16 protein-coding genes are annotated in these 22155 nt (G+C 64.8%); 8 read left to right on the forward strand and 8 right to left on the reverse strand.

The genetic code is table 11. The features are described from left to right. Positions 1–18 precede the first annotated feature (18 nt). Genes cobN through VI340_RS00215 form a run of 3 tightly spaced genes read left to right on the forward strand, consistent with a single transcriptional unit; the run spans position 19 to position 5432 of the window. On the forward strand, positions 19–3957 hold the full coding sequence (gene cobN / locus VI340_RS00205; RefSeq protein WP_336357528.1) for a cobaltochelatase subunit CobN: 3939 nt from the start codon (positions 19–21) through the stop codon (positions 3955–3957). Beyond that, the gene (locus VI340_RS00210) at positions 3947–4678 is read left to right on the forward strand and encodes a precorrin-8X methylmutase (protein ID WP_336330378.1); all 732 of its coding nucleotides are present in this window, start codon (positions 3947–3949) and stop codon (positions 4676–4678) included. Before cobN ends, VI340_RS00210 begins: the two co-directional genes overlap by 11 nt. Continuing rightward, a complete protein-coding gene (locus VI340_RS00215; RefSeq protein ID WP_336357529.1) occupies positions 4671–5432 on the forward strand; it encodes a cobalt-precorrin-7 (C(5))-methyltransferase in 762 nt (253 codons plus the stop codon). The genes VI340_RS00210 and VI340_RS00215 overlap by 8 nt, the downstream gene beginning before the upstream one ends. A 15-nt stretch (positions 5433–5447) precedes the next feature. Here the strand turns inward: VI340_RS00215 and VI340_RS00220 are convergent, their stop codons facing one another. After that, positions 5448–5915, reverse strand: a complete 468-nt coding sequence (locus VI340_RS00220) for a DUF2062 domain-containing protein (protein WP_008311333.1) — start codon at positions 5913–5915, stop codon at positions 5448–5450. A gap of 77 nt (positions 5916–5992) precedes the next feature. Next, positions 5993–6766 carry a CbiX/SirB N-terminal domain-containing protein gene (locus VI340_RS00225; protein WP_008311332.1) on the reverse strand — a complete coding sequence of 258 codons (774 nt, stop codon included), beginning with the start codon at positions 6764–6766 and terminating at the stop codon, positions 5993–5995. A 173-nt stretch (positions 6767–6939) separates the two neighbouring features. On the opposite strand from VI340_RS00225, the gene VI340_RS00230 reads away from it, so the two are divergent. Continuing rightward, complete coding sequence (locus VI340_RS00230) at positions 6940–7428, forward strand: cation:proton antiporter regulatory subunit (protein ID WP_336357530.1); 489 nt, start codon at positions 6940–6942, stop codon at positions 7426–7428. Positions 7429–7466: 38 nt separating this feature from the next. Then, positions 7467–8678, forward strand: a complete 1212-nt coding sequence (locus tag VI340_RS00235; RefSeq protein ID WP_336357531.1) for a cation:proton antiporter — start codon at positions 7467–7469, stop codon at positions 8676–8678. A gap of 23 nt (positions 8679–8701) precedes the next feature. Here VI340_RS00235 and VI340_RS00240 read toward each other — a convergent pair whose 3' ends face one another. Beyond that, entirely contained in the window at positions 8702–9742 is a 1041-nt protein-coding gene (locus VI340_RS00240; protein ID WP_336357532.1) for a zinc-binding dehydrogenase, read from the reverse strand. Between the two features lie 474 nt (positions 9743–10216). Between VI340_RS00240 and VI340_RS00245 the strand changes: the two genes are divergently transcribed. Beyond that, on the forward strand, positions 10217–10411 hold the full coding sequence (locus VI340_RS00245; protein ID WP_004518274.1) for a XapX domain-containing protein: 195 nt from the start codon (positions 10217–10219) through the stop codon (positions 10409–10411). 84 nt (positions 10412–10495) lie between these two features. Here the strand turns inward: VI340_RS00245 and VI340_RS00250 are convergent, their stop codons facing one another. Both VI340_RS00250 and VI340_RS00255 read right to left on the reverse strand, forming a co-directional pair. Next, entirely contained in the window at positions 10496–11206 is a 711-nt protein-coding gene (locus tag VI340_RS00250) for a hypothetical protein (protein WP_336330372.1), read from the reverse strand. Positions 11207–11209: 3 nt separating this feature from the next. Continuing rightward, on the reverse strand, positions 11210–14665 hold the full coding sequence (locus VI340_RS00255) for a CehA/McbA family metallohydrolase (protein WP_336357533.1): 3456 nt from the start codon (positions 14663–14665) through the stop codon (positions 11210–11212). 342 nt (positions 14666–15007) lie between these two features. Between VI340_RS00255 and VI340_RS00260 the strand changes: the two genes are divergently transcribed. Continuing rightward, entirely contained in the window at positions 15008–15934 is a 927-nt protein-coding gene (locus VI340_RS00260; protein ID WP_336357534.1) for a nucleoside hydrolase, read from the forward strand. A gap of 313 nt (positions 15935–16247) precedes the next feature. Continuing rightward, complete coding sequence (locus VI340_RS00265; protein ID WP_336330369.1) at positions 16248–17936, forward strand: 5'-nucleotidase C-terminal domain-containing protein; 1689 nt, start codon at positions 16248–16250, stop codon at positions 17934–17936. A gap of 293 nt (positions 17937–18229) precedes the next feature. Here the strand turns inward: VI340_RS00265 and VI340_RS00270 are convergent, their stop codons facing one another. The 3 genes from VI340_RS00270 to VI340_RS00280 form a co-directional block, all read right to left on the reverse strand. After that, complete coding sequence (locus tag VI340_RS00270) at positions 18230–19387, reverse strand: iron transporter (RefSeq protein WP_336330368.1); 1158 nt, start codon at positions 19385–19387, stop codon at positions 18230–18232. Positions 19388–19473: 86 nt separating this feature from the next. Further along, a complete protein-coding gene (locus VI340_RS00275) occupies positions 19474–20781 on the reverse strand; it encodes a DUF7405 family protein (protein WP_336357535.1) in 1308 nt (435 codons plus the stop codon). A gap of 152 nt (positions 20782–20933) precedes the next feature. Continuing rightward, the gene (locus tag VI340_RS00280) at positions 20934–22109 is read right to left on the reverse strand and encodes a mandelate racemase family protein (RefSeq protein ID WP_336357536.1); all 1176 of its coding nucleotides are present in this window, start codon (positions 22107–22109) and stop codon (positions 20934–20936) included. Between the last annotated feature and the right edge of the window lie 46 nt (positions 22110–22155).

The raw sequence follows: 22155 nt of genomic DNA on the forward strand, positions 1-22155 counted from the left end.
CGGAGATTTAATAACGTTATGCCACAGCTAGGACTCTACACCGCGACAGAGAACGAACTCGGGGCCGTCCAGCGGGCCGCGGGCGAGGTGGACGCCGACCTCGTCGTCCGCTCGGAGAGCGACCTCGACGACGAGCCAGCGGTCGAGGCGTTCGTCGACGAACTGACAGACGCCGACGCCGTAATCCTGTGGCTCCACGGAGCCGAGGACAGTATGCCCGGCTACGACCTCGCCGTCGAGCGCCTGCGCGAGGCCGGCATCCCGCTCGTGGTGAAAGCGACGGGCGACGCCTTCGCCTTCGAGGACACGTCGGTTCCCGACGAGCACCGCGACACCGTCTACGACTACCTTGAGAAGGGCGGGGCGAGCAACGTCGCCAACTGCCTGCGCTACCTCGTGGCGCAGTTCGGCGACGCCGACCCCTCGTACGACGATCCGGTGACCCTGCCCACGGAGGGTGTCTACCACCCCGACCACCCGGGCGCGAGCATCGACGACCTGCGGGCGACGTTCGACCCGGCGAAACCGACCGTCGCCGTGTGGTTCTACGAATCACACTGGACCCACGAGAACACGCGCTACGTCGACGCGCAGGTCCAGGCCATCGAGGCCCAGGGCGCGAACGCGCTCCCCATCTTCTGCGAGCCGGCGACCGACGCCGAGCGCCAGTGGAACGCCGAGCAGGTCACCGAGGAGTGGCTCCTCGATGCTGACGGCAACCCGCTCGTGGACGCCGTCTGCTCGTCGTTCATGTTCTCGCTGTCGATGGACGAACGCGGCCGCAGCGCCGACGACGAGGGCGACAGTGCCCAGGACGTGTTCCTCGACAAGCTCGGCGTCCCGGTCATCCAGACCGTGACGACGATGCGCTCGCGCTCGCGCTACGACAGCAGCGACACCGGCGTGATGGGCTTCGAACTCGCCCTTTCCGTGGCGCTACCGGAGTTCGACGGCAACGTCATCACCCACCCTATCTCGGGCAAGGAGCGGACCGACGACGACGCTGGCATCGGGAGCGCGCCGAAACAGCACTTCCCCATCGACGACCGAATCGACCACGTCGCGCGGCTGGCCGTCAACTGGGCCGAACTGCGCCACACCCCGAACGACGAGAAGCAGGTCGCCGTCGTCCTGCACAACTACCCGCCCAGCGACGACGGCATCGGGACGGCGTTCGGGCTGGACTCGCCCGAGAGCACGGTGAATCTCTTGGAGGAACTGGACGCTCGTGGGTACGATTTAGGGGATACGATGCCCGACAGCGGCCAGTCGCTGGTCGAACGCCTCACCGCACAGCTTACCCTCGACGACCGCTGGGTCGCGCCCGAGGACGTGCGCGAGATGAGCGTCGACACCGTCTCGCCGACCCAGTACGGCGAGTGGTTCGAGACGCTCGACGAAGACTTCCGCGAGAACGTCATCGAGGAGTGGGGCGACCCGCCCGAGCGCCCGTTCGCGATTCCCGGCGTCGAGTTCGGCAACGTGCTCGTGACGGTCCAGCCCCCGCGCGGGTTCGGTATGGACCCCTCGAAGGTGTACCACGACTCGGACCTCCAGCCGCCCCACGACTACGTCGCGTTCTACCGCTGGCTCCGCAACAGCTACGAGACGGACGCCGTCGTCCATCTCGGCACCCATGGCAGTTTGGAGTGGCTGCCCGGAAAAACGGTCGGTCTGGACGGCGAGAGCGCGCCGGACCAGCTCATAGACGATATCCCGAACGTCTACCCCTACATAGTCAACAATCCCGGTGAGGGAACACAGGCCAAGCGCCGGTCCTACGCCGCTATCGTCGACTACCTGACGCCGGTGATGGCCAACGCCGGGACCTACGATGATCTCGCTGACCTGGAGGAACTGGCCGACCGCTACCGCGAGGCGGGTATGGAGGACGCCCGCACCGACGACGGCGAGCACCTGGCAGAACAGATCCGCCAGACTGTGGACGAACTCGACCTCGCCGTCGAACTCGGCATCGCCGGTGAGATTGACGAGAAAGCCGACGTTCGAGGTCCGGACGAAGCCGGATCGACCCTTGCGGAAGGTGATGTGGAAGGCGAGGATCTCGACATCGACGCCCTCGTCGAGCGCGTCCACGAGTACCTCACGGACGTGAAGACGACCCAGATACGGAAGGGCCTGCACACGATGGGTGAGCCGCCCGGGGACGACCGACTCGTCGACTATCTAGTCGCCCTGACTCGGCTTGAAAATCCCGGCGCGCCGTCGTTGCGAGAGAGCGTCGCGGGCGTGCTCGGCGTCGACTACGACAAACTACGGAACGCCCCTGGAGAGTACGACGAGGCGCTGGGGATGACCTACGCCGAGGCCGCTGACCACGTCCACGAGACCAGCAAGGACCTCGTCCGGACGCTGGCCGAGCACGACTTCGACGTGCCAGAGAGCGAACTCGAAGACAGCAGTTCGGAGGTGAACATGAACCTCCTCGTGGTCGACATCGAACCGCTCGGGGACGCCCGCGTGCGCTCGGGCGCACACGAGGATTTGCGAGCGGCGCTGGCGTACATCTGCGAGGAGGCGGCCCCGCGGGTGGCCGGCGCGGCCGACGAGATCCCGCGAACCGCCGACGCGCTGGCAGGCGAGTACGTCCCGCCCGGCGGCTCCGGCGCGCCGACCCGCGGCGGTGTCGACCTGCTCCCCACGGCCCGGAACTTCTACACGCTTGACCCGCGGAAGGTCCCGGCCAAGACGGCCTGGGACGTGGGCAGCGAGGTCGCCGACGGCGTGCTGGACCGCCACGAAACCGACGAGGGCGAGTACCCCGAGGAAATCGGCGTCGTCGTCTGGGGCACGCCGACGGTACGAACCCGCGGCGAGACCATCGCGCAGGTGCTCGCGCTGATGGGCGTCGAACCGGTCTGGTCCGACGCGGGCCGCGTCGAGGATGTCGAGCCGATCCCGCTCGAGGAACTCGGCCGGCCGCGCATCGACGTGACGACACGCGTCTCGGGCCTGTTCCGTGACGCCTTCCCGGCGGCCGCGGGGGTCGTCCACGACGCCGTCGACGCCGTCGTCGACCTGGACGAACCCCACGAGATGAATTATGTGAAGAAACACGTCGAGGAGGAGACCGACGATCTCGTCGCCGACGGTATGGACGAGAGTGACGCCGAGAGCGCGGCGAAACACCGCGTGTTCACGACCCGGCCGGGCGGCTACGGTGCCGGGACGAACAAGGCCGTCGACGAGGGCAACTGGGACGACCGCTCGGACCTCGCCGACGTGTACGTCCAGTGGGGCGGCTACGCGATGGGCTCGCGCGGCCGGGTCAGCGACGCCCACGACGCCTTCGAGCGCCGCCTGTCCTCGGTCGACGCGACGGTCAAAATCGAGGACACCGCCGAGCAGGACGAGTTCGACTCCTCGGACTGGTACGCCTTCCACGGCGGCTTCATCTCCGCAGTCACGGAAATCGCCGGCGAGGAGCCCAATTCCTACGTGGGCGATTCCTCGGACCCGGACAACGTCGACGTCTACACCAACGAGGAGAAGGTCCGGAAGGCGATGCGCGCCCGCGTCCTCAACCCCTCGTGGCTCGACTCCATGGAGGAACACGGCTACAAAGGAGCCGGGGACCTCTCGACGACGGTCGATGTGGTGCTCGGCTGGGACGCGACGACTGATGTCGTCAGCGACACGCTGTGGGAGGACGTCGCCGAGCGCTACGCCTTCGATGCGGACCGCCAGGACTGGCTCCGGGACGTGAACCCCTGGGCGCTGGACTCGATTACCGACACGCTGCTGGAAGCCATCGACCGCGGGCTCTGGGACGCCGACGACGAGACCCGCGACCGTCTGCGGGATCTGAATCTGGAGGTGGATGGCGACCTGGAGAGCCGAGCGACGGGCGGTCCGGAGCGAGGCTCTCCGGACGAGCGAGCGGGGAGCAGTGCGACCCGCGAGCAGGACGAGGAGGTGACCTCAGATGACGACTAACACAGACGACGCGACAGACGACGAGACGAACAGCGACGACGACTTCGAGGAGTACGCCGACCTCGGCGCGACCACCTCGAACGCGATGGACATCGCGGAGACGTCGATGGACCGCGTGCGCGAACTCGTGCCGGACGAGACGCTGGCCGACCGCATCCGCCAGAAGTCCGTCCACGCCACCGGCGACCCCGAGTTCCAGTATCTGATGCGGTTCACTGGTGCGGACGACGACGAACCGGTCAGCGCGGGAGCGCGGGCCGTCCTCGACGAACAGCCCATCGTCACCGACATCACGATGGTCAAGGCCGGTATCACCGGCCGCGGGCACGACTGCCCGGTCAAGAAGGCCATCGGCAACGGCGCGGAGCTGGCCGCCGAAACCGGGATGACCCGGACGGCCGCGTCGGTGCTCGAACTCGACAAGCAGGGCGTCTACGACGGGGCGATTGCCGTCGTCGGGAACGCGCCGACCGCCGCGCTCGCGCTGGCGGACTGCATCGAGGACGGCACGCGCCCGGCGGTCGTCGTCGCCACACCCGTCGGCTTCGTCAAGGCCGCCGAAAGCCGGGAACGGCTCCGGGAGGTCGCCGCCGAGCACGGCGTTCCGACCATTACGAACGTCGGCCGCCGCGGCGGGAGCGGGCTGGCCGCCGGCCTGACGAACGAACTGGTGCATGTGGCATCGGACGTGCGCGAAGGGACGGTCTCACTCGATGACTGACGACGACTACGACCTCGATAGCGGACCGGACCCGGCGGCCATCGCGGCGAGCGCGCCCGAGGACCCCGACGCCGACCGGCCGGTCTACGCCGTCGGCATCGGCCCGGGGAACCTCGATTTCCTGACGCCGCGCGGTGAGCAGGCGATTCGCGAGGCCGACGTGGTCGTCGGCTTCGAGACGGTGGTCGACTTCGTCGCCGACCGGACCGACGCGGACCTGCTGACCTGCGGCTACCGGGACGAACTCGACACGCTGGAGACCTTCGCCGAACGCGTGGCCGACGGCGAGCGCGGGACTGCGGTGGCGATGGGTGACCCGAACCACTCGGGCTACCAGTTCGTCGGGAAGGTCCAGCGGGCCGTCGACCGGCCGGTTCGTATCGTGCCGGGCATCTCCTCGCTCCAGATCGCTGCCAGTCGCGCCCGGACGCCGATGGAGGACACGACGTTTGTCACGCTGCACAAGAGCGGCGACCTCTCCGCCGACCTCGACCGGCTTCGGAGCGACGTGGGCGACCGACACCTGCTCGTGTTGCCGCGCCCGTTCGACCTGATGCCCGAAGACATCGCGGCCGAACTGCTGGACGCTGGCGGCGACCCCGAGCTGCCGGCGCTGGTCTACGAGCGACTGACCCACGACGACGAGGACCGGACCGCGACGACGCTCGGCGACCTTGCCAAAGATGCTGGCGGTGACGGCAGGGACGACACGCGGTTCTCGGACCTGTCGGTGTTCGTCGTGCGGCGAGACTGAGCCGTTTTACTGCGGTCAGCTAACTGCGGCGGGCTCTTGCTGCCGCCGCCTGTATTCGTTTATCAGACGGAACGCCAGCACGTACCCGATAGCAGCGAACACGACGGCCAGGATGATGTTCCCCGTCCACAGTCGGACCAGCACGTCGCCGCCCATCGACATCGACACACCGTCGAATGACAGCCCGGGTATCGGCCCCAGAATCCGGTTGCCGAGCCAGAAGCTCGACGCGTACACGCCCCACTTGACTGGCGGATTGAGTATCAGCACCGAGGCAAACAGCGCGACCTTGCTGAGCTGTCTGAACAGGTACGCGAGGACGAGAAAGGCGATGAACCCAGTGCCAAGCGTCGGTAGCGCGGTGAGAAACACGCCGACGCTGAAGCTCATCGCGACCTCCTGCGGAGAGTGGTCTTCTATCAGCGCGGCCACTAGCTTCTCTTTGACCTGGTCTCGCGTCTGCGCTACTCGTCGGCGAACCATCTACGTGCCAGAATGTACCGTGGGTACAAATCGCTTCCTCTCGTCGACGGGAGCTCGGCACTGCCGCCGCGACAGCCCTAATCGCCCTCGCCGTCGGTCGCCATCGGCCGGTTTGTCGCGGCCAGCGTCGCCTCGAACGTCCGTGGTGTGCGCGTGTCGGCCATCGTCCGTGCCGTCTCGACGGCGGTTGCGACGGCTTCGGTGACGAGCGGGTGGTCGTCCAGCGTGTCAGTGTAGGCGAGCCCGCCCCGGTTGAGGTCGAGTTTAGCGGGGATCTGCGCCTCGGTCGCGTCGCTCGGCGCGAGAAAGAGCGGCACGGCGACGGCGTGGTCGTGGGTGAGGTTGTACCTGACACATTCGACGGCGGGGTTTTGCAGCAGATAGCACGGTTCGACCTCGCCGAAGGCCGAGCGCTCGCGCAGGCGCTCGGCGTGGTACTCCGTCACCTGCCGCTGATACGGCTTGCCGCTGGAGCCGAAGGCGACGAGTGCGACGGAGGAGTCGGCAGCTTCCGGTACCGCAGTAGCGGCGCGGTCCCGGAGCGCTTCGGTCAGCAGCGGGCTTCGCCCAACCGGTTCACAGTAATGCGTCTCGGCGTCAACCTCGTCGAGTGCCGCCGGAACGTCCGTGACTGTCGTGTGGTCGTGAGCGACGGTCATCGGAAGCGCGAACACGCGGTCCGCATCGATGGCTACCAGTTCGTCGCGTAACTCCCGACGGGGTTCGTGGTCGTAGGTCAGGACCGTCACGTCGGTGGCTACCCCGCGCTCGCGCAGACGGCGAGCGTGTGTCTCGTAGGGCGTAGCGCGTGACGTGTCCCGACCGATGAGCAGGAGTGTGTCGTGTGGCATTGGTAGCTCCCAACGCTAAAACAACCTAACTTGTTTTAGCGAAAGTTGGCTTGCCTGAACGTTGGCAGGAACCCACTAATACCTTTGGGTCCCCCTTCGCTCGGCTACCGGCGACCGTCCGTTCAGGACACCGGGCACCGTGTCTTATACACGCTCGACCGCAATCTCGGGCCATGGACGTGACCGAGAGCGACCTGCCTGGTGTGGGGAAGAAACACGAGGTGGACATCGGCGGTGGCCAGCAACTGGTCGTCGTGACCCACAACACGGGCACCCGTGAACTGTTCCTGAGAGAGAACGAGAACGCTGACTCGGAGAAACTGCTCGAACTCTCCGACCGGATGGCGCGGATGGTCGGCACGATACTCGAAGGCGCGTACTTCCAGCCGGTCGAATCCGACCACGTCGAGACGATGCTGTCGGAGGGGACACTGCTTGAGTGGTACGCAGTCGAAGAAGACTCGCCGCTAGTCGGGGAGACTCCGGAGAGCGTCGACATCGGCCAGCGGACCGGTGTCACTGTTGTCGCGATACAGCGCGACGACGACGTCATTGCCGGCTCCACGTCCACCGCCGAGATCGAGGCCGGCGACACGATCGTCGTCATCGGCGAACGCGACAACTGTGAGCGATTCGAGAAGCTCCTGTCCGGAGAGCTGTAGACAGATGCCGACAACCGGCTCGTTGGGGGTCCATCGCCATGGCTGACCTGCTCGGTATCGGTGTGTTGTTCGCCGCCGTCGCGGCCGCCACGCTCGTCGCCGTGCGGCTGAACAAGTCGGTGATCCCGTTGTACATTATCATCGGGATGGTGCTGTCGCCGTCGGTCGCGGGCCAGCTCTCCGTCGCCGGCTACGGCCTCCCAGTCGTCGAGTCCTCCGAGTTTATCGAACTCGGCGCGGAGCTGGGTATCGTCTTCCTGCTGTTTTTCCTCGGGCTTGAGTTCAATCTCGACCGGCTGCTGGATCGGTGGGAGCGCATCACCAGAGCGGGGACCATCGACCTCGGCATCAACTTCGGTGTCGGTCTCCTGCTCGGGTTCGCGCTGTTCCGGGACCCGCTCGCGGCCTTCCTGATCGCCGGCATCGTCTACATCTCCTCGTCGGCCATCATCACGAAGTCGCTCATCGACCTCGGCTGGATCGCCAACGACGAGGCGGACCCGTTGCTCGGGACGCTCGTGTTCGAGGACCTGGTCATCGCGGTGTATCTCACGATAGCCGCCGCGCTCGTCGCTGGCGGGTCCGACGTAGGGGCCGCCGCGACCTCCGTCGGCATCGCGCTTTCGTTCATCGTCGCGCTCCTGCTCCTGGCCCGCTACGGGACGCCGTGGTTCGAGCGGGCCTTAGAGACGAACTCGAACGAGTTCACAGTGGTACGAGCCGTCGGCATCACGGTCCTCATTTCCGGCATCGCCCTCGCTATCGGCGTCAGCGAAGCCGTCGCCGCGTTCTTCGTCGGGATGGCCTTCGCTTCGACTACTCACACGCACAAACTGGAGAACCTGCTGGAGCCCGTCCGCGACACGTTCGCGGCGGTGTTTTTCTTCTGGATCGGCGTCGAGACCGACCCCCGACTGTTCGCCGGCGTCGCGGGGCTGGTCGCCGCCGCTGTCGTCGTCACGACGCCGACGAAGATCCTGTCGGGCTATCTGGGCGGCCGCGCGTACGACCTCGACCCCCGTCGATCGATGCGCGTCGGCCTCGGCATGGTCACTCGCGGCGAGTTCTCTCTGATCATCGCCGCCGTCGCACTGACCGGCGCAGGCACGTCGCTGTCGTCCGAGCTAGCCAACGCTGTCTACTCCTTTACCGTCGCCTACGTGCTCGTGATGAGTATTCTCGGGACGATGCTGATCCGGTACTCTGCTCCCTTCGAGGACTTTGCAACGGCCCGCTTCGGGGCGGAGTAACGACAAAAATGTGGGGGGCGGTCTTACAGCTCGCTGTCGGGAACGACGACGACCTTCCCGAAGCCTTCGCGGTCCTCGATTATCTCGTGTGCCCGAGCGATCTCGCTCATCGGCAGCGTCTCGCGGACCCGCGGCTCCATCTCTCCTTGCCAGACCAGATCAAGCACTTCGTCGGCCTGCCCCGGGGTGGCCATCGTCGAGCCGATGACCTGCAACTGGTTCCAGAAGATGCGGTTGATGTCCGTCTCCGGGTTGCCGCCGGTAGTCGCGCCGCAGGTGACGACCCGGCCGCCTTTGACGAGGCTTTTGAGCGAGTCCTGCCATGTCTGTGCGCCGATGTGGTCGACGACCATGTCGACGCCGCGGCCGTCGGTCAGGTCCCGAATCTCGCTCGCGAAGTCCGCCTCCTCGTAGTTGATGGTGTGGTCCGCGCCCAGTTCTTCGGCGTAGTCGAGCTTTTCCTGGCTGCTGGCGGTGGCGAACACCTCGGCGCCGGCGTGGTCGGCTATCTGGACGGCCGCGTGGCCCACGCCGCCGGAGGCACCGAGAACGAGAACGGACTCGCCGGCCTTCAGGTCACCGCGGTCACGGAGCATCCGCCAGGCGGTCTGGAACACCAGCGGCGATGCGGCGGCCGTCTCCCAGTCGACGCCCTCCGGGACTGGCGTGAGATTCTCCGCTGGCACGGCGGCGTACTCGCTGTGGACACCCCGGACGTGCTCGCCGATGATGTGGAAATCAGGCGCGAGCGTCGGGTCGCCCTTCCGCGTGAACTCGTCGCCACCACCGCTCTTGCCGGCGAGGACGGCGACGCGGTCGCCCGGTTCGAACCGCGTGACGCCGTCGCCGACCTCGTCGACGACGCCTGCGGCGTCACTGCCCGGGATGTGTGGCATCTCCAGGTCGATGCCGGGGAGCCCGCGCCGGGTCCAGATGTCGAGGTGGTTCAGCGCGGCCGCCTTCACGTCGATGACGACCTCGTCGCGGCCCGGTTCGGGGTCGGGAAACTCGCCATACTCGAGCACATCACGATCGCCGTGACTGTCGAACTGAACGGCTTGCATCGTCATCACTTCCCGTGGCTCGCTTATAAACGCCAGCCTCCCGGAGGCTATTCTGGTTGTCGTCGCCAGTGTTCGGCCTACCAGCGCCGCTCAATCTGTGTCTATTGCTTATTCTATTCTGCCTATGCACTATATGGTTACAGAATACACCCCTTCTCCCTATCTAGCCGACTTCTATTATTATCTATCGTATATGCAGCCATATCAGCCTGAGATACTGTGGATATCTGGAGATAAAAATACAAAAGACGCTAATTCAGATATTTGAGCGTCCTTCTCGGCCTTGCAACACTGTCCGGGATTGGTGTGTGCTACTATTCACCACTGCTGGCTCGATGAGGAGCATACTTACCGCTCGAACCCGTTCTCTACGCCACCAATGACACACACATCAAACACACCCACTGGTCGCTCTCGGGCCGTTCCGACACGCGACTGCGTGGGTCCTCGCTGCGTGACAGTGGTGACTGACCGATGAATCTCTCACTCGTTATCGTCGCGACGATGACTGGCGTCGCAACCGGCGTCGTGTTCGGACTGCTTGACGTTCCGATTCCGGCCCCACCGAACCTCGCTGGTGTCATGGGTATCCTCGGAATCCTCGTCGGCTATCGCCTCATCGAGTACTTCGACGTCGGCGTCAGCCTGCTGTCGTTGCTGAAGGTCTGACGACGATAGAGCGCTTTTCTGACCTGAGCGTCCCATCTTCTCGCTACCAGAACGACAGTGACGGCAGTGATGACACTGCCGCCGTCAGTGGTCCGCGTGTTCTGTCCCGTTGTGCTGGTGACTGCTTTCGTTCCCGCTGTGGTCGGTTCCAGCGTGGTCGTGATCGCGAGTGAGGCGGCCGTGGTACGTGTCGAGCGTCCGTTCGAGGAGTGCGGTCCGCGTCTCGTGGCCCTCGACGACCGGTTCGACCCACCGCGATTCGGTTCGCCAGTAGCCCATCACGTCGCCGGACGGCTCGATCACCTCCGCGTCGAGGCCCTCGACCCCCCAGTCGTCCGTGTACGCCTGAATGAACGAGACGACGACCGTCTCGATGCCGGCCGCGAGTTCGTGGCCGCGCGTGCTCTTCGTGACGTACGTCAGCCTGACGCGGCTGTCTTCGACGGCGAGCGAGTCGATGTCGACGAACCACTTCCGCAGGTTGGACTCGAACGCGGCTAGCTCGGTGTCGGCAGCACCGCCGGCTTCGTCGTCGCCACCTGCGTGTTCGCTGTCGTGGCTGTGTCCCTCGCCGTGGTCGTGACCGCCGTCTGTGTGCGTGTGGCCGTGCGCCTCGTCGTGATGTGCCCCATCGTCTCCCTTCGCGGGCGTTGCCGTCGAGCCGCTGGCTCCGATGTCGTCCGACTGGCTGTTCTGCGTGCCGCCGAGGCTGCTACAGCCTGCGCTGGTCGCCGCAGCCAGCGCGAGGGTTCCGAGGAACCCACGCCGACTCCGTCGCTGGCTGGCGTCTGTCATGGCTCAGGTCCTCCGTCGCGTTGCGAGCAGCGCTGCGCCGACGAGCGCGAGCAGCGTGACGACGGCGGTGAACCCGGGTCCGGACGCGGCGGTCGTCTCCGACTCCGCGGTTGCAGTGTCATCCGCCGCCGTGGTCGCTGACTCGCCCTCGGTGTCCGCCGGCGTCGCAGTCCCCGTAGTGCCGCCGGATTCGCCGTTGCCGTCAGTCCCGGATTCGGCCTGCTGGTCGGTCGAAATCCAGACCGGGCTGGTCAGCGCTCGGTCGCCGTCCTCGTCGACGACGCGGAAGGCGACCCAGGCGTTCCCGTCGATGTCCACGTCAGTGCTCATAGTGTCGTTCGTCCCGTCGAGCGTGACGTTCGAGACGGTCGTGCCGTTCCGGATGACCTCGGCATAGGCCAGTTCGTCGAGGTTTCGGACCGTTGCGGACGCCTCCACGGACGACCCGGCGGTCGTGTTCACGGTCTCGCCGGGCATCCTGTCGTCGACGGTGAACTCGACGGACGGACCGTACGTCGCGTACGTGTGCCCGTCTTTCACGGACTGAGCCCACTTCTCTGGCGTGACGGGTCCCTCGACGTATGCCCGCGTGCGGGCGGTGCCGTATTTCGCCGGGAAGCACTGCGAACAGTGATCGTCGCTGACACCGGTCGCCGTGATTTCGTAGCCCTCGTTCCAGAGGGTGAACAGCCCCTGGACGCTGGCGGTGTCGGACTCGCCGTACGGGCCGTTGTACGCCTCGATGGCGTCGACCATCGGGAGGTACTCCTCGTGTTGGCCGGGCGCACTGTCGAGGCTGACGAAGCGGTCACCCGGATGGTTGATCTGGAACACCGTCGCGTTGTGTCGGCTGCGGGACTCCTCGATGAACTCCACGAGGGTCCCGTCGGAGTCGACCATCTCCTCGCCGTGCATCGGGTAGGGGTTGAAGTGCCCCAGGTCGCCGGTGGTGATCTCCTCGCTCCGGATGAACATGATGTCGCGCTCTGCGGCCTGTGACTCCATCGAGCCCCAGCCGCCGATGGCGTTGTGGTCGGAGATGAACACCGCGTCGACGCCCGCCGATTTCTGGATGGCGACGAAGTTGTCGATGGGCGTCTTGCCGTCGAAGCTGACGCTGCTGTGGGCGTGGGGGTCGATGCCGACCCAGTTGCGCTCGCTGGGGTCCAGTTCCTCGGTGAACGTCGCGTTGACGCTGACTTTCTCGCCGGGCGTCACTGAGATGTTCTTCTCGACTGGTTCGGCGATGTAGCCGGTCCCGTGGTTGAACACCAGCGTGTAGTTACCGGGCGGGAGCTGGAACGAGGCCGTGCCGGTCGGCGTCGTCTGGGTGTAGACGGTCTCGACCGCGGTGCCGTCGTCGAGCACCGTAACCCGGGCGTCGGCGGGACTGACCTCGCCCTCGTCGTCTATCGTTGCGGTGACGTTGACGGGGGCCGGCCCCTCCAGCGAGTCGAAGTCGGCGGTGGCCGTTTCGCCGCCGCTGACGGTGACGGACTTCGGCTCTGATGCCGCGAATCCGCTGGCATCGGCCGTCAGCGTGTACTCGCCGGCGGGGAGTTCGAGTTCGTACGTTCCGGTCTCCGACCCGACGGTGTAGGTGAACGCGCGGTCGCCCTTCGAGGCGGTGACTGTGGCCTGTGAGACGGACTCGTTGTCCGTGCTTTCGATGCTGCCAGTCACAGTACCCGTCTCGGTTCCCTGCTGCTGGTTGTAGTACTCGCTGGTCGCGCTACTTGAACCGTCCTCGCCGACGAAGAGAGCGAACTCCGCTGACCGCGTTTCGCCGGGGTCGAGACGGTGTTCGAGCCACGGGTCAATCCAGGTCGTGGCACCCGTGTACGAGGTAAAGGAGCCGTTCCCGCCCCAGACGCCGTAGCTCACGCGGTCACCGGTGAGCGCGGCCCAGGGCTGGTCGAGTGTGTCGGCACTCACTGGCGGCGAGCGCGTCTCCTCGAGTCTCCCCGAACCGGGGAGCCAGGTCGACTGCCCCTCGGAACTCAGTGCTGCCCCGCTCTGGAGGCGCTCGGAATCGTTGACCGGGAGGCGCTGATCGCCGCCGTTCTCCATCGTGGTGTTGATCCAGATGTGGCTGGAATTGGCCGGCAGCGTGTACGTCGTCGTGACGGAGACGTTCGGGTTCGTACTGACGTGGCCGGTCGCGGTGACGACCGCCGCGCCGTCCGGCCCGGTGGCGTTCTGGCGCTCGAAGGACTCGTAGACGGGCCACGTCCCGAAGTTGTTGAACGCGAACTCGGCGACGCCGATCTGGTCGGTCGTCAGCCCGTACGCGTTGGCGTCGTAGATACCGCCCGGCAGCGTGCCGAAAGGACCGTTAGTTTCAGTGCCGATGGCGGCGGCGACTTCGCTGTTTTTCAGGACGATAGTCTCGTTCGCCGGCGTCTCGCCGCCCTTGATTCGCTCGCCGGTGACGGCGACCGGCCTGTCCGGTCGCTCGACGTGGCCCGACGAGGCCAGCCACTTCACCGTTCGGAAGAGGAACGGCCGCGTGTCGGTCTGCTGGTGTTCGGCCTGCCACTCGTCGGTGAGATACGTCGTGAGCGACTTCTGGCTGCCGAAGGCGACGACGCGGCCGTTGTCACCGATGTCCCACGTCGCGGCCGCACCGACGATGCGCTCGCCACGGGGGTACTCTTTCTCTGTCGTGGAGTAGGTGTACTCGTAAGTATCGCTGTCACCGTACAGCAACGGGGCCTGCGTCCCGTTTTCGGTGTCGGTGACGTTGAGACTGACTCCGTCGTACTCCACGGTGTCGACGTTGTTCATTATCGGATGCCGGCCCGTGTTGTGCAGAATGACCCGCCACTCGTAGTCCTCGACTGTCTTGTTGGTCGGATCCTGAACGTTCCGGAGCCACTTGTCGCTCTCGCCGTTGAAGTGGAGCCCGTACGGGTCGGTGATGTCGTTGAGCTTGCCGGCGTGGCCCTGTAGTGGCGAGGTCCAGTCCCCGACGACGAACAGGCTGCCGCCGTTTCTGACGTACTCGTCGATTGCATCCTGCTCGGCCTCGCTATAGGCCGTCTGGGGGACGGGAATGATGACCACGTCGTAGTCCGACAGCCCGCTCGCGGCCGAACTGTTCCACGAGGTCAGCCCGCCGGTCGTCGACCGTTTCGTGTCGACGTCGTACCCGCGTTCGCTGAGTCGGTTTGCGAACTTCGTGAACGTCGAGCCCTGATGACTCCCGTCGATCAACACGTCGACGCCGGCACCGCTGTTGTTGAGATCGACCGAATCATCAGGAACCGGACAGCTCCCGTCGAGCTGACAGGTCGCTCCACCAGCCGAGGCCGTCTGTGTTGCTGTCTGACTGTTCGCCGTTGCCAGCTCGTTTTGTTCGCTCGGCGCAGCAGCGGCGCTTCCGAGGAAGCCGGTGCTGACAACCGACAAAACGAGTAGTACGCTGAGTAGTACTGGCCGTATGTGATTTCTATCCATCACTTCCTGTACGGTATTGTGACTATATAGTTAAAATTTATGATAGACGCACTGTTTCCGGATACTGACTGTTCTCCGTAACGAATGATTGACTTTCCCCCTGAGCTGTGGCCCGGACTTCGGGGATGGATGAACCCTCAGCTGTCCCCCAGTATCGCACCGCTTGGCCAGTATAAGACGGCTTTGGCGGACACACCTTGTCTGTCGGCCACACATTCCGACACACGGATTGTGGTAGCGACGACGGCCCGACAGATCGCCCACAGGTCTGTCTCCGGCGGTGTCCGTGTCACAACCGGCACGTACCAGCTTTTAAGACCCGATGGGCGGAACTTCGAAGGTATGTCACGCAAAGTCTTCTTCGATACGGACCCTGGCTGCGACGACGCGGTCATGCTGGCGATGGCGCTCGGTCACGACGGGATCGACGTTGTCGGTCTCTCAACTGTCTGTGGGAACACGACTATCGAGAACACGACGCGAAACGCCCACGCGATACTGGACCTCGGTGGCTACGACGTTCCGGTGTCCCGGGGCTGTGGGCGTCCGCTCGTCGACGATCTCACGACCGCCGAGTGGATTCACGGCGAGAACGGGCTCCACGGCGACATCCCCGACGCCGAGGACGACACGCGGGACATCCACGGGGCCGACGCAATCGTCGAAGCCGCCCACGAGTACGGGGACGAACTGACGATCGCGGCCGTCGGTCCGCTTCCGAATCTGGCGATCGCACTGGCCAAGGAGCCCCGGTTACCAGACCTCGTCGAGGACATCTATCTCATGGGTGGGGCGGCGATGACGACCGGGAACGTGACGCCGATGGCCGAGGCCAACTTCCACAACGACCCCGCGGCGGCCAGCCGCGTCCTGCAGGACGCCAACACGCGGATGGTCGGCCTGGACGTGACCAACCGCGCCACCGTCTCCCCCGAGTTCATCGAGGAGTTCCGCACGGCCGACGGCGTCCGCGGAACCATCGCCGAGTGGCTCGACTACCGACCCGACTCCGGGACCTACCCGCTGGCCGATGCGCCGGCTATCCACGACGCCGCCGTCGTCGCCGATCTCATCGACGAATCGGTACTCACCTTCGAGGAGTACCACATTGAGGTAGACACGACCGGCGGCCCCTGCCACGGGGCCGTCATCTGTGACGAGCACGGCACGACCGACAACGACCCCAACAATCGTGTCGCTGTCGACATCGACGTCGACCGATACCGGGACATCCTTGAGACGGGCCTCCAGGCCTACGCGACGCAGTAGCGGCCGCTTGCTGTGTCGGTTCTGCTATTACAACGCCCTGATAACACCCGTGAAACTGTCTTCGGGGCGAAAATCCGATGAGCCGACAGCCTGAAGCCACGGAAACCAGACCACTGAGGCGCGGACTGCTCCACCGCTGCAGCACGAGTGTGTCCGAACTTGCGCTACTGTGCTATTGCCGACCGAATGCCAATATGGCACAAGTCTGTGATTCACTTTGCGCCATATTACCACACCAGCGTCTGTGTGGATTAATTGTTGTAGTTCCGTCACATTAGCACCCAGCAAATATTTTATATAAACGTTCAATCTAATGTATGCTGTGTCACGAAGCAACAAAGAAGACCTAGAAGCCGCTTCAGCGGACCGATCGGAGAACGATACGACGAACACACCAGTCGACCGGCGGAAGTTCCTCTCGGCTACTGCTGCACTCGGCGTTGCGGGACTCGCCGGCTGTGCTTCCAGTTCCGACGACGGCACCGAGCAGACCGACGAAGCATCTACAGATGCTGAGGAGACCACGACCTCATCTGGCACGGCCGAGAGCACATCTGAACCTGCAACGGGCGAGGTGACGCTCGTCCACGACACCCACGTCCACGGCAGTTATGGCGACCTCGAAGAGGCGGCGAACATCGCTACCTACTTCGACCTGATGAATCAGATCGCGGACAACAACGACCACTCAATAAAGGTCGGATCCGGCGACGACCTGGCCACCTCTATTCTCTCCGCACAGTTCGACGGCAAACACATCGTCGACGCGTTCAACGAGGGCGGGCTGGAGTTCGACACGTTCGGGAACCACGACTTCGACAGAGGGCCGGACGTGTTGCGGGACCGCATTTCCGACAGCGAGTTCCAGTGGGTGAGCGCGAACGCCCGCAACGCACAAACGGGCGACGTGTTCGGCGCTGAACAGGGAGCGAGCCAGTACGAACTCGTTTCGGCCGGCGATGTGACTGTCGGGCTCACGGGCATAATCAACGTCGAAGCGCCGACAATCACCACCATGGGCGAGACGACGGAGGTCCCGGGCCTCGAAGCCCCGGTCGAGGCAGTCGTGACCGAAATGCGGGACGACGGCGCTGATCTTGTCGTCGTGCTGTCCCACGTGGCAAGCCCGGCCGCCGTCGAGCTCGCGGAGTCTGTCGACGGCATCGACGCCATCGTCGGCGACCACGCCGCGACGTTCTCCGAGGAGCCCCAAGTCGTGAACGACACGGTGCTTTCGTTTGTTGACGACGAGTACGACTACCTCGGCGAACTGACGCTCACTGTCGAAGACGGGGAGCGAACCGACCACAGCCTGACGGTGTACGACACCGCTGCCGCGGTTGATGAGGGCCGCGTCGAACCGCACCCAGGTGTGCTCGAAGTCGCGGAAAGCTACGAGAGCAAGCTCAGCGACGAGCTCGACGTCGTCGTCGGCGAGACAACCGTCCCGCTCGATGCCCGCGAAGACACTGTGCGTTCCGAGGAGTCGAACTTCGGGAACTACATCGCCGATGCGCTCCGCAGCCACGGTAACGCGGACGTCGCAATCCAGAACGGTGGGGGTATCCGGACCGACGAACTCTACCCCGAAGGGGATATCACGAGACGGATGGTCTACAGCGTCCTCCCGTTCGGGAACAACCAAGTGACTATCGAGGTCACCGGTGAAACGCTGGTCGAGGCACTGGAGCTCAGTTCGACCGGCGGGGGCGGATTCCTGCAGGTGAGCGGTATGCGCTACACATACGACCCGGACAAATCGAAGGGCGACCGCGTCACGGAGGTAACAGTCGGTGGTGAGCCACTCGACACCGAAGCGACCTACACCGTCGCAACGAACGGCTTCACCGCCACAGGCGGCGACAGCTACACGATGTTCCAGGACGCCCCGAGGATTATCGACGCGAACGAGGGCGAACTGCTGTCGGTCATCGTCGAGGACGCAATCGAGGAGGACGGGACGATTTCGCCGTCGGTCGAAGGCCGAATCAAGACAGAGTAGCTACAAACATGGATTCACTTGGCCGACCATGATTGTCTCGCCGCTGTGTGCGGCGTGTCCTACACTGGGCCGCATCGCCGTCGTGCGCTCTCTCGTCGTCGGTCGTCCGGCATCCCAGCGCCCGCCTTCCGTGCGATGGTTGTAGCCGGGTTCCGTCGTCTCGGCGGTAGCAGACTCTCTCCCGATGTGGCACTCTGACCCGGAGTCGCATCTCGCTCGTAGCTGACAGTACACGGCCAGGCCACGTCTGGCGTGAGAACTGTCGTCTCCTCGCTGTGTCCCCGAGTAGCCCCCTACGTCCCGTCTCCGAGCGTGAGCGTCGTGTCGTCGAACTCCAGAAACGCAGTCTGGTAGCCGCGATGTCGCGCGACCTGTGGCGGGGCCCCGACCGAAAGCGTCACCTCGTCACCCATCGCGATAGCAGGGAACGGGGCACCGTAATGATACCCCAGCTCGGGGTGAACGGCTGCCTTCAGTGGCTCGCGGACCTCCTCGCCGGCGTTGGCCACAGTTGCTCGGAGACCCATGAACGGGAGGGGATACTGGTTGTACGGCGTTCGAGCGGACACGGCGAGATACGGGCCAGAGCTGTCGATTCCGGCCGGAGCCCTACGCAGCACCTGCACCACAAATTCCGCAGCACCACTTTCGACGATCCCGCCGTGTTCACCCGGTAGCGACGCTGCATCCGCCAGCCTTCCGTCGGGCTGCATATCCGTCTCCATCGGTTCGAGCGCCCCCGCTTGTCCCGCCTCGTCGACGAACCGCTCGCGAATGTTGTTCGTGATGTCGGTTCTGAACAGCAGGTCGAACTCGGCGTCCACCGCGTCGGTGAACCGCCCGCGATACTCCCCTAACTGCCGCGCTGAGACCGGGTCAAACGAGAGTTGCACCGTGTACTCTCCCTCCTCCGGAAACGCGACGTTGTCCCCGAAGTGTGGGCCCATCTGCTGGGACAGCATCGGCCACAGCGACTTTTTGGTCACACTGTCGCCGCTTTCGGCGGCTCGAACCTCGACCGGCGGGCTACCCAGCGGGATGCGCTGGTTGTATTCCGGGTCCCACACGGTTGCCATGAGATGCAGTCCCTGCCCGTCCTCGATCTGTACGTAACTCTTCTCCTTGCCAGTTAGTATCCAGAAGTCGTGAAGCAGTGTATAGGACATCGCCACCATATACGGTCCTACCTCCGCCATACCGACCATCCGCATCCCGTCTTGATGTGCCGGGATGTGCACTAATGGCCGTTCCTGGGCAGACGCTGTCGGGAGCTCATTTCCCCGCCCCTGTTCGGTTCCCTCGGGCGTCGATTCGGTACCGCCAGGTGCAGCCTCGGACGGGGTCTCGTCCGCGGCGTCATCCCCCGTTGCACAGCCGGCGACACTCACCCCAAGTGCTACCCCACTCGTAGCGATGAAGTCCCGGCGCGTCGGGTTTCTCCTGGGCGACATGGTATCCCTCTGCTCTCGGAAAGGATAAAAACCTTGTCAGGGATAGACCGTCGCCGTCGTTCGGGCGGACTGTGGGGCCGGCTGGGTCACGACGGACGGGGGAACGAGCGTTTCGAGCGGGGCGGGAGCAAGTAGTTCCCGCGTCGAACCGTCGTAACGTATTGCAGTATCCCGTTGTTGTTCTTCGTACCGACGCCGCCGACATTCGCAACGTCGTCGCCGTTCATGGCGTTCCGGGTCCGGATAAAGTCCGTTATGCCCTCCTGAAGACTGAGGAAGTGTACTCCGGTTTGGCCATCGTCTACCGTCGCGAAATCGCGTCGGAGGAGCCGTGGGTCACCGCCCTCATCTCGTGCACGCGCGAGTTTCTGTGCGTGCCCGACCACTCCCTTCTCAAATGCGTCGTCCTCGACTCGGTCAGCGACACCAGTCTCCGCCACGAGCGACGAATCACCGAGGTTGTCGCCCACACCCTCGACCAGGTTCTCCGCCGCGTGCGTCGCCGAGAACATCTTGGCGACGCGCTGTTCCCGGGAGTCTTGGTTGTACCACTGGTCCAGTTCCGTGCGTAGCAGTGAGAGGTGTTGCGTGGTCCCGCCCGCGAACGGCCCCTCCGCGATCGTTACGCTGTCTTCCGTCGCTTGATTCTGTCGGAACCCCGATTTGAAACCCATGAACAGCGGTGCATCTTCGGGGACCACGCCGTCCGGAACGTCGTCCACGTCGTCGTGTTCCGCCGGGAGCCCCGCACCGATAAACCCCGTCCGTCGGTCGACCAACTCGACCGTCCCGTCTATGGTTTCGGTGACTTCGCTCCCGTTTGCGGTCTCCAGCTCACCGAACAGCGCTTGCTTGGCCTCCAGCACCGCCGAAGCGCGGTCGCTTGCCAGATGAACGAGGAGGTCCGGGGTATCGAACGACGGGTCCTCGAAAGGGGCCAGCGCCGCTGGCTGTGGCAGGTCGACCGACTCGGAGAGCGGTTCGTCATACCGGTCGAAGTACGCCGGGGAGTAGCCGACAGTAAACAGAAGCCCGTCAGACGCCCACCGATACGTCTCCTCTAGCTCGCGAAACGCGTTCTCCGCTTGCGTCTGGTCGCCGTCATCGACCGGTCCGTCGCCAACATAGTCGGCCAGCAACAACACATGGTGCCGAGCCGGCACCGGATTCCCGTGCTCGTCGGTTCGAGAGAACTCGTTCCACGCGTGCTGTCGACTCGGTAGTTCAGCCTCCGATTCGGTGCCAGCCGGCCGGTCGGTACCGCGGTCTGTCCCTCCCGCCTCCGTTGGCTGCCCCTCCAGGTCGAGGCAGGCTGCGAGCCCTGTCGACCCTCCGAGGGCGACGGCTGCGCGGAGCGTTTCCCGGCGGGTCAGGGTCCTGTCTCCGTCTGTCATCAACTACTATCCGTTCGGACGATTCCGGCATAAGTATTGGCCTGAGGCCCAACAGGACGACGCTCGGCGGCCTGACTCCGCGAACGACGAGACGGCTCGCTACTGCGGCGGTCAAAACGGACGGAGTGCGCTTACCGGGAGAAACAGTGCCGCTATTCGTAGATGTGGACGCTCCCGGTGGTGTTGTCCTCGATGTAGTCCCAGTCGTACTCCACGCCCAGGCCGGGGCCGTCGGGGACACTGACTGTCCCGTCGTCGTCGACGGCGTCCATCAGGTCGGAGTAGCCGCCCTCATACACCGGCGGCTGGGTGTTCTGGCAGTCCGGGTGGACCAGCGCCATCTCGTAGTAGTTGGAGTTGCGGCAGGCGGCAATGCAGTGGCGCTGGGCGGGGCCGGGTGCGTGGAACTCCACGTCCAGCCCGAACGATTCGGCCATCCGGGCCACCTTGATCGCGCCGGTAATGCCCGCGTCGTACTCGGGGTCGGCCCGGAGGAAGTCGGTCGCCTCGCTGGCGGCGAAGTCGGACTTGATCTCCAGTCCGCGGATGTGTTCGGTCTGGAGAATCGGCGTGTCGAGTTTCTGTGCCAGCTTCTTGTGGGCGTGCTGTGAGATACCGCCGTCGCGGAACGGGTCCTCGTACCAGAAGAAGCCCTGTTCATCGAGCGCCCGGCCCAGTTCCAGCGCGTCGGCGAACGTCTCCAGTTCGCAGGCGGGGTCGTGCATCAGGTCCATCTCGTCGCCGACCGCTTCGCCGACGGCGTGGACTGCCTCGACTTCGCGGTCGAGACTTCGGGCGTCGTCGCCGCCGCCCCAGCCGTGAATCTTGAAGCCGCCGAAGCCCTCGTCGCGGCACTCCTCGGCGAAGTCGGCGAAGGCCTCGGGCGAGTCCAGCCCGCCCGCGTCGTCGCCGTGGTACGTCGACGCGTAGGTGGGGATACGCTCGCGGTAGGTCCCCAGCAGTTCGTGAATCGGCGCGTCGTAGTACTTGCCGGCGAAGTCCCACAGCGCGATATCGATCGGGCCGATACCCATCCGGTCGTACTTCCGGAGCGCGCGCTTGCATTCGGACCAGTGTTTCTCGCGTTTCAGCGGGTCCTTGCCGATGAGGTACTCTGCGATGATGTTGTACTGGGCGGCTGCCGGCGAGTTCCCACCGACGTACTCGCCCGTGATTCCCTCGTCAGTGTGAATCTGTACGCCGAACAGTTTCCGCGTGGTTGTCTCGCCCGGCGCATAGACCAGATTGAAGCCGTGCTTATCGGTCCCGACGTCATTAAGGGGGTACTCGAACTCTCGGCTTTCGATCCTCGTTATCGTTGGCGACATTTGCCGGACATACTGTGGTGGGGATATTAAAGCTACCCCGCGACAG

It is taken from the genome of Haloarcula sp. CGMCC 1.6347, assembly GCF_037078395.1.
In the GTDB taxonomy this organism is placed as follows: domain Archaea; phylum Halobacteriota; class Halobacteria; order Halobacteriales; family Haloarculaceae; genus Haloarcula; species Haloarcula amylolytica.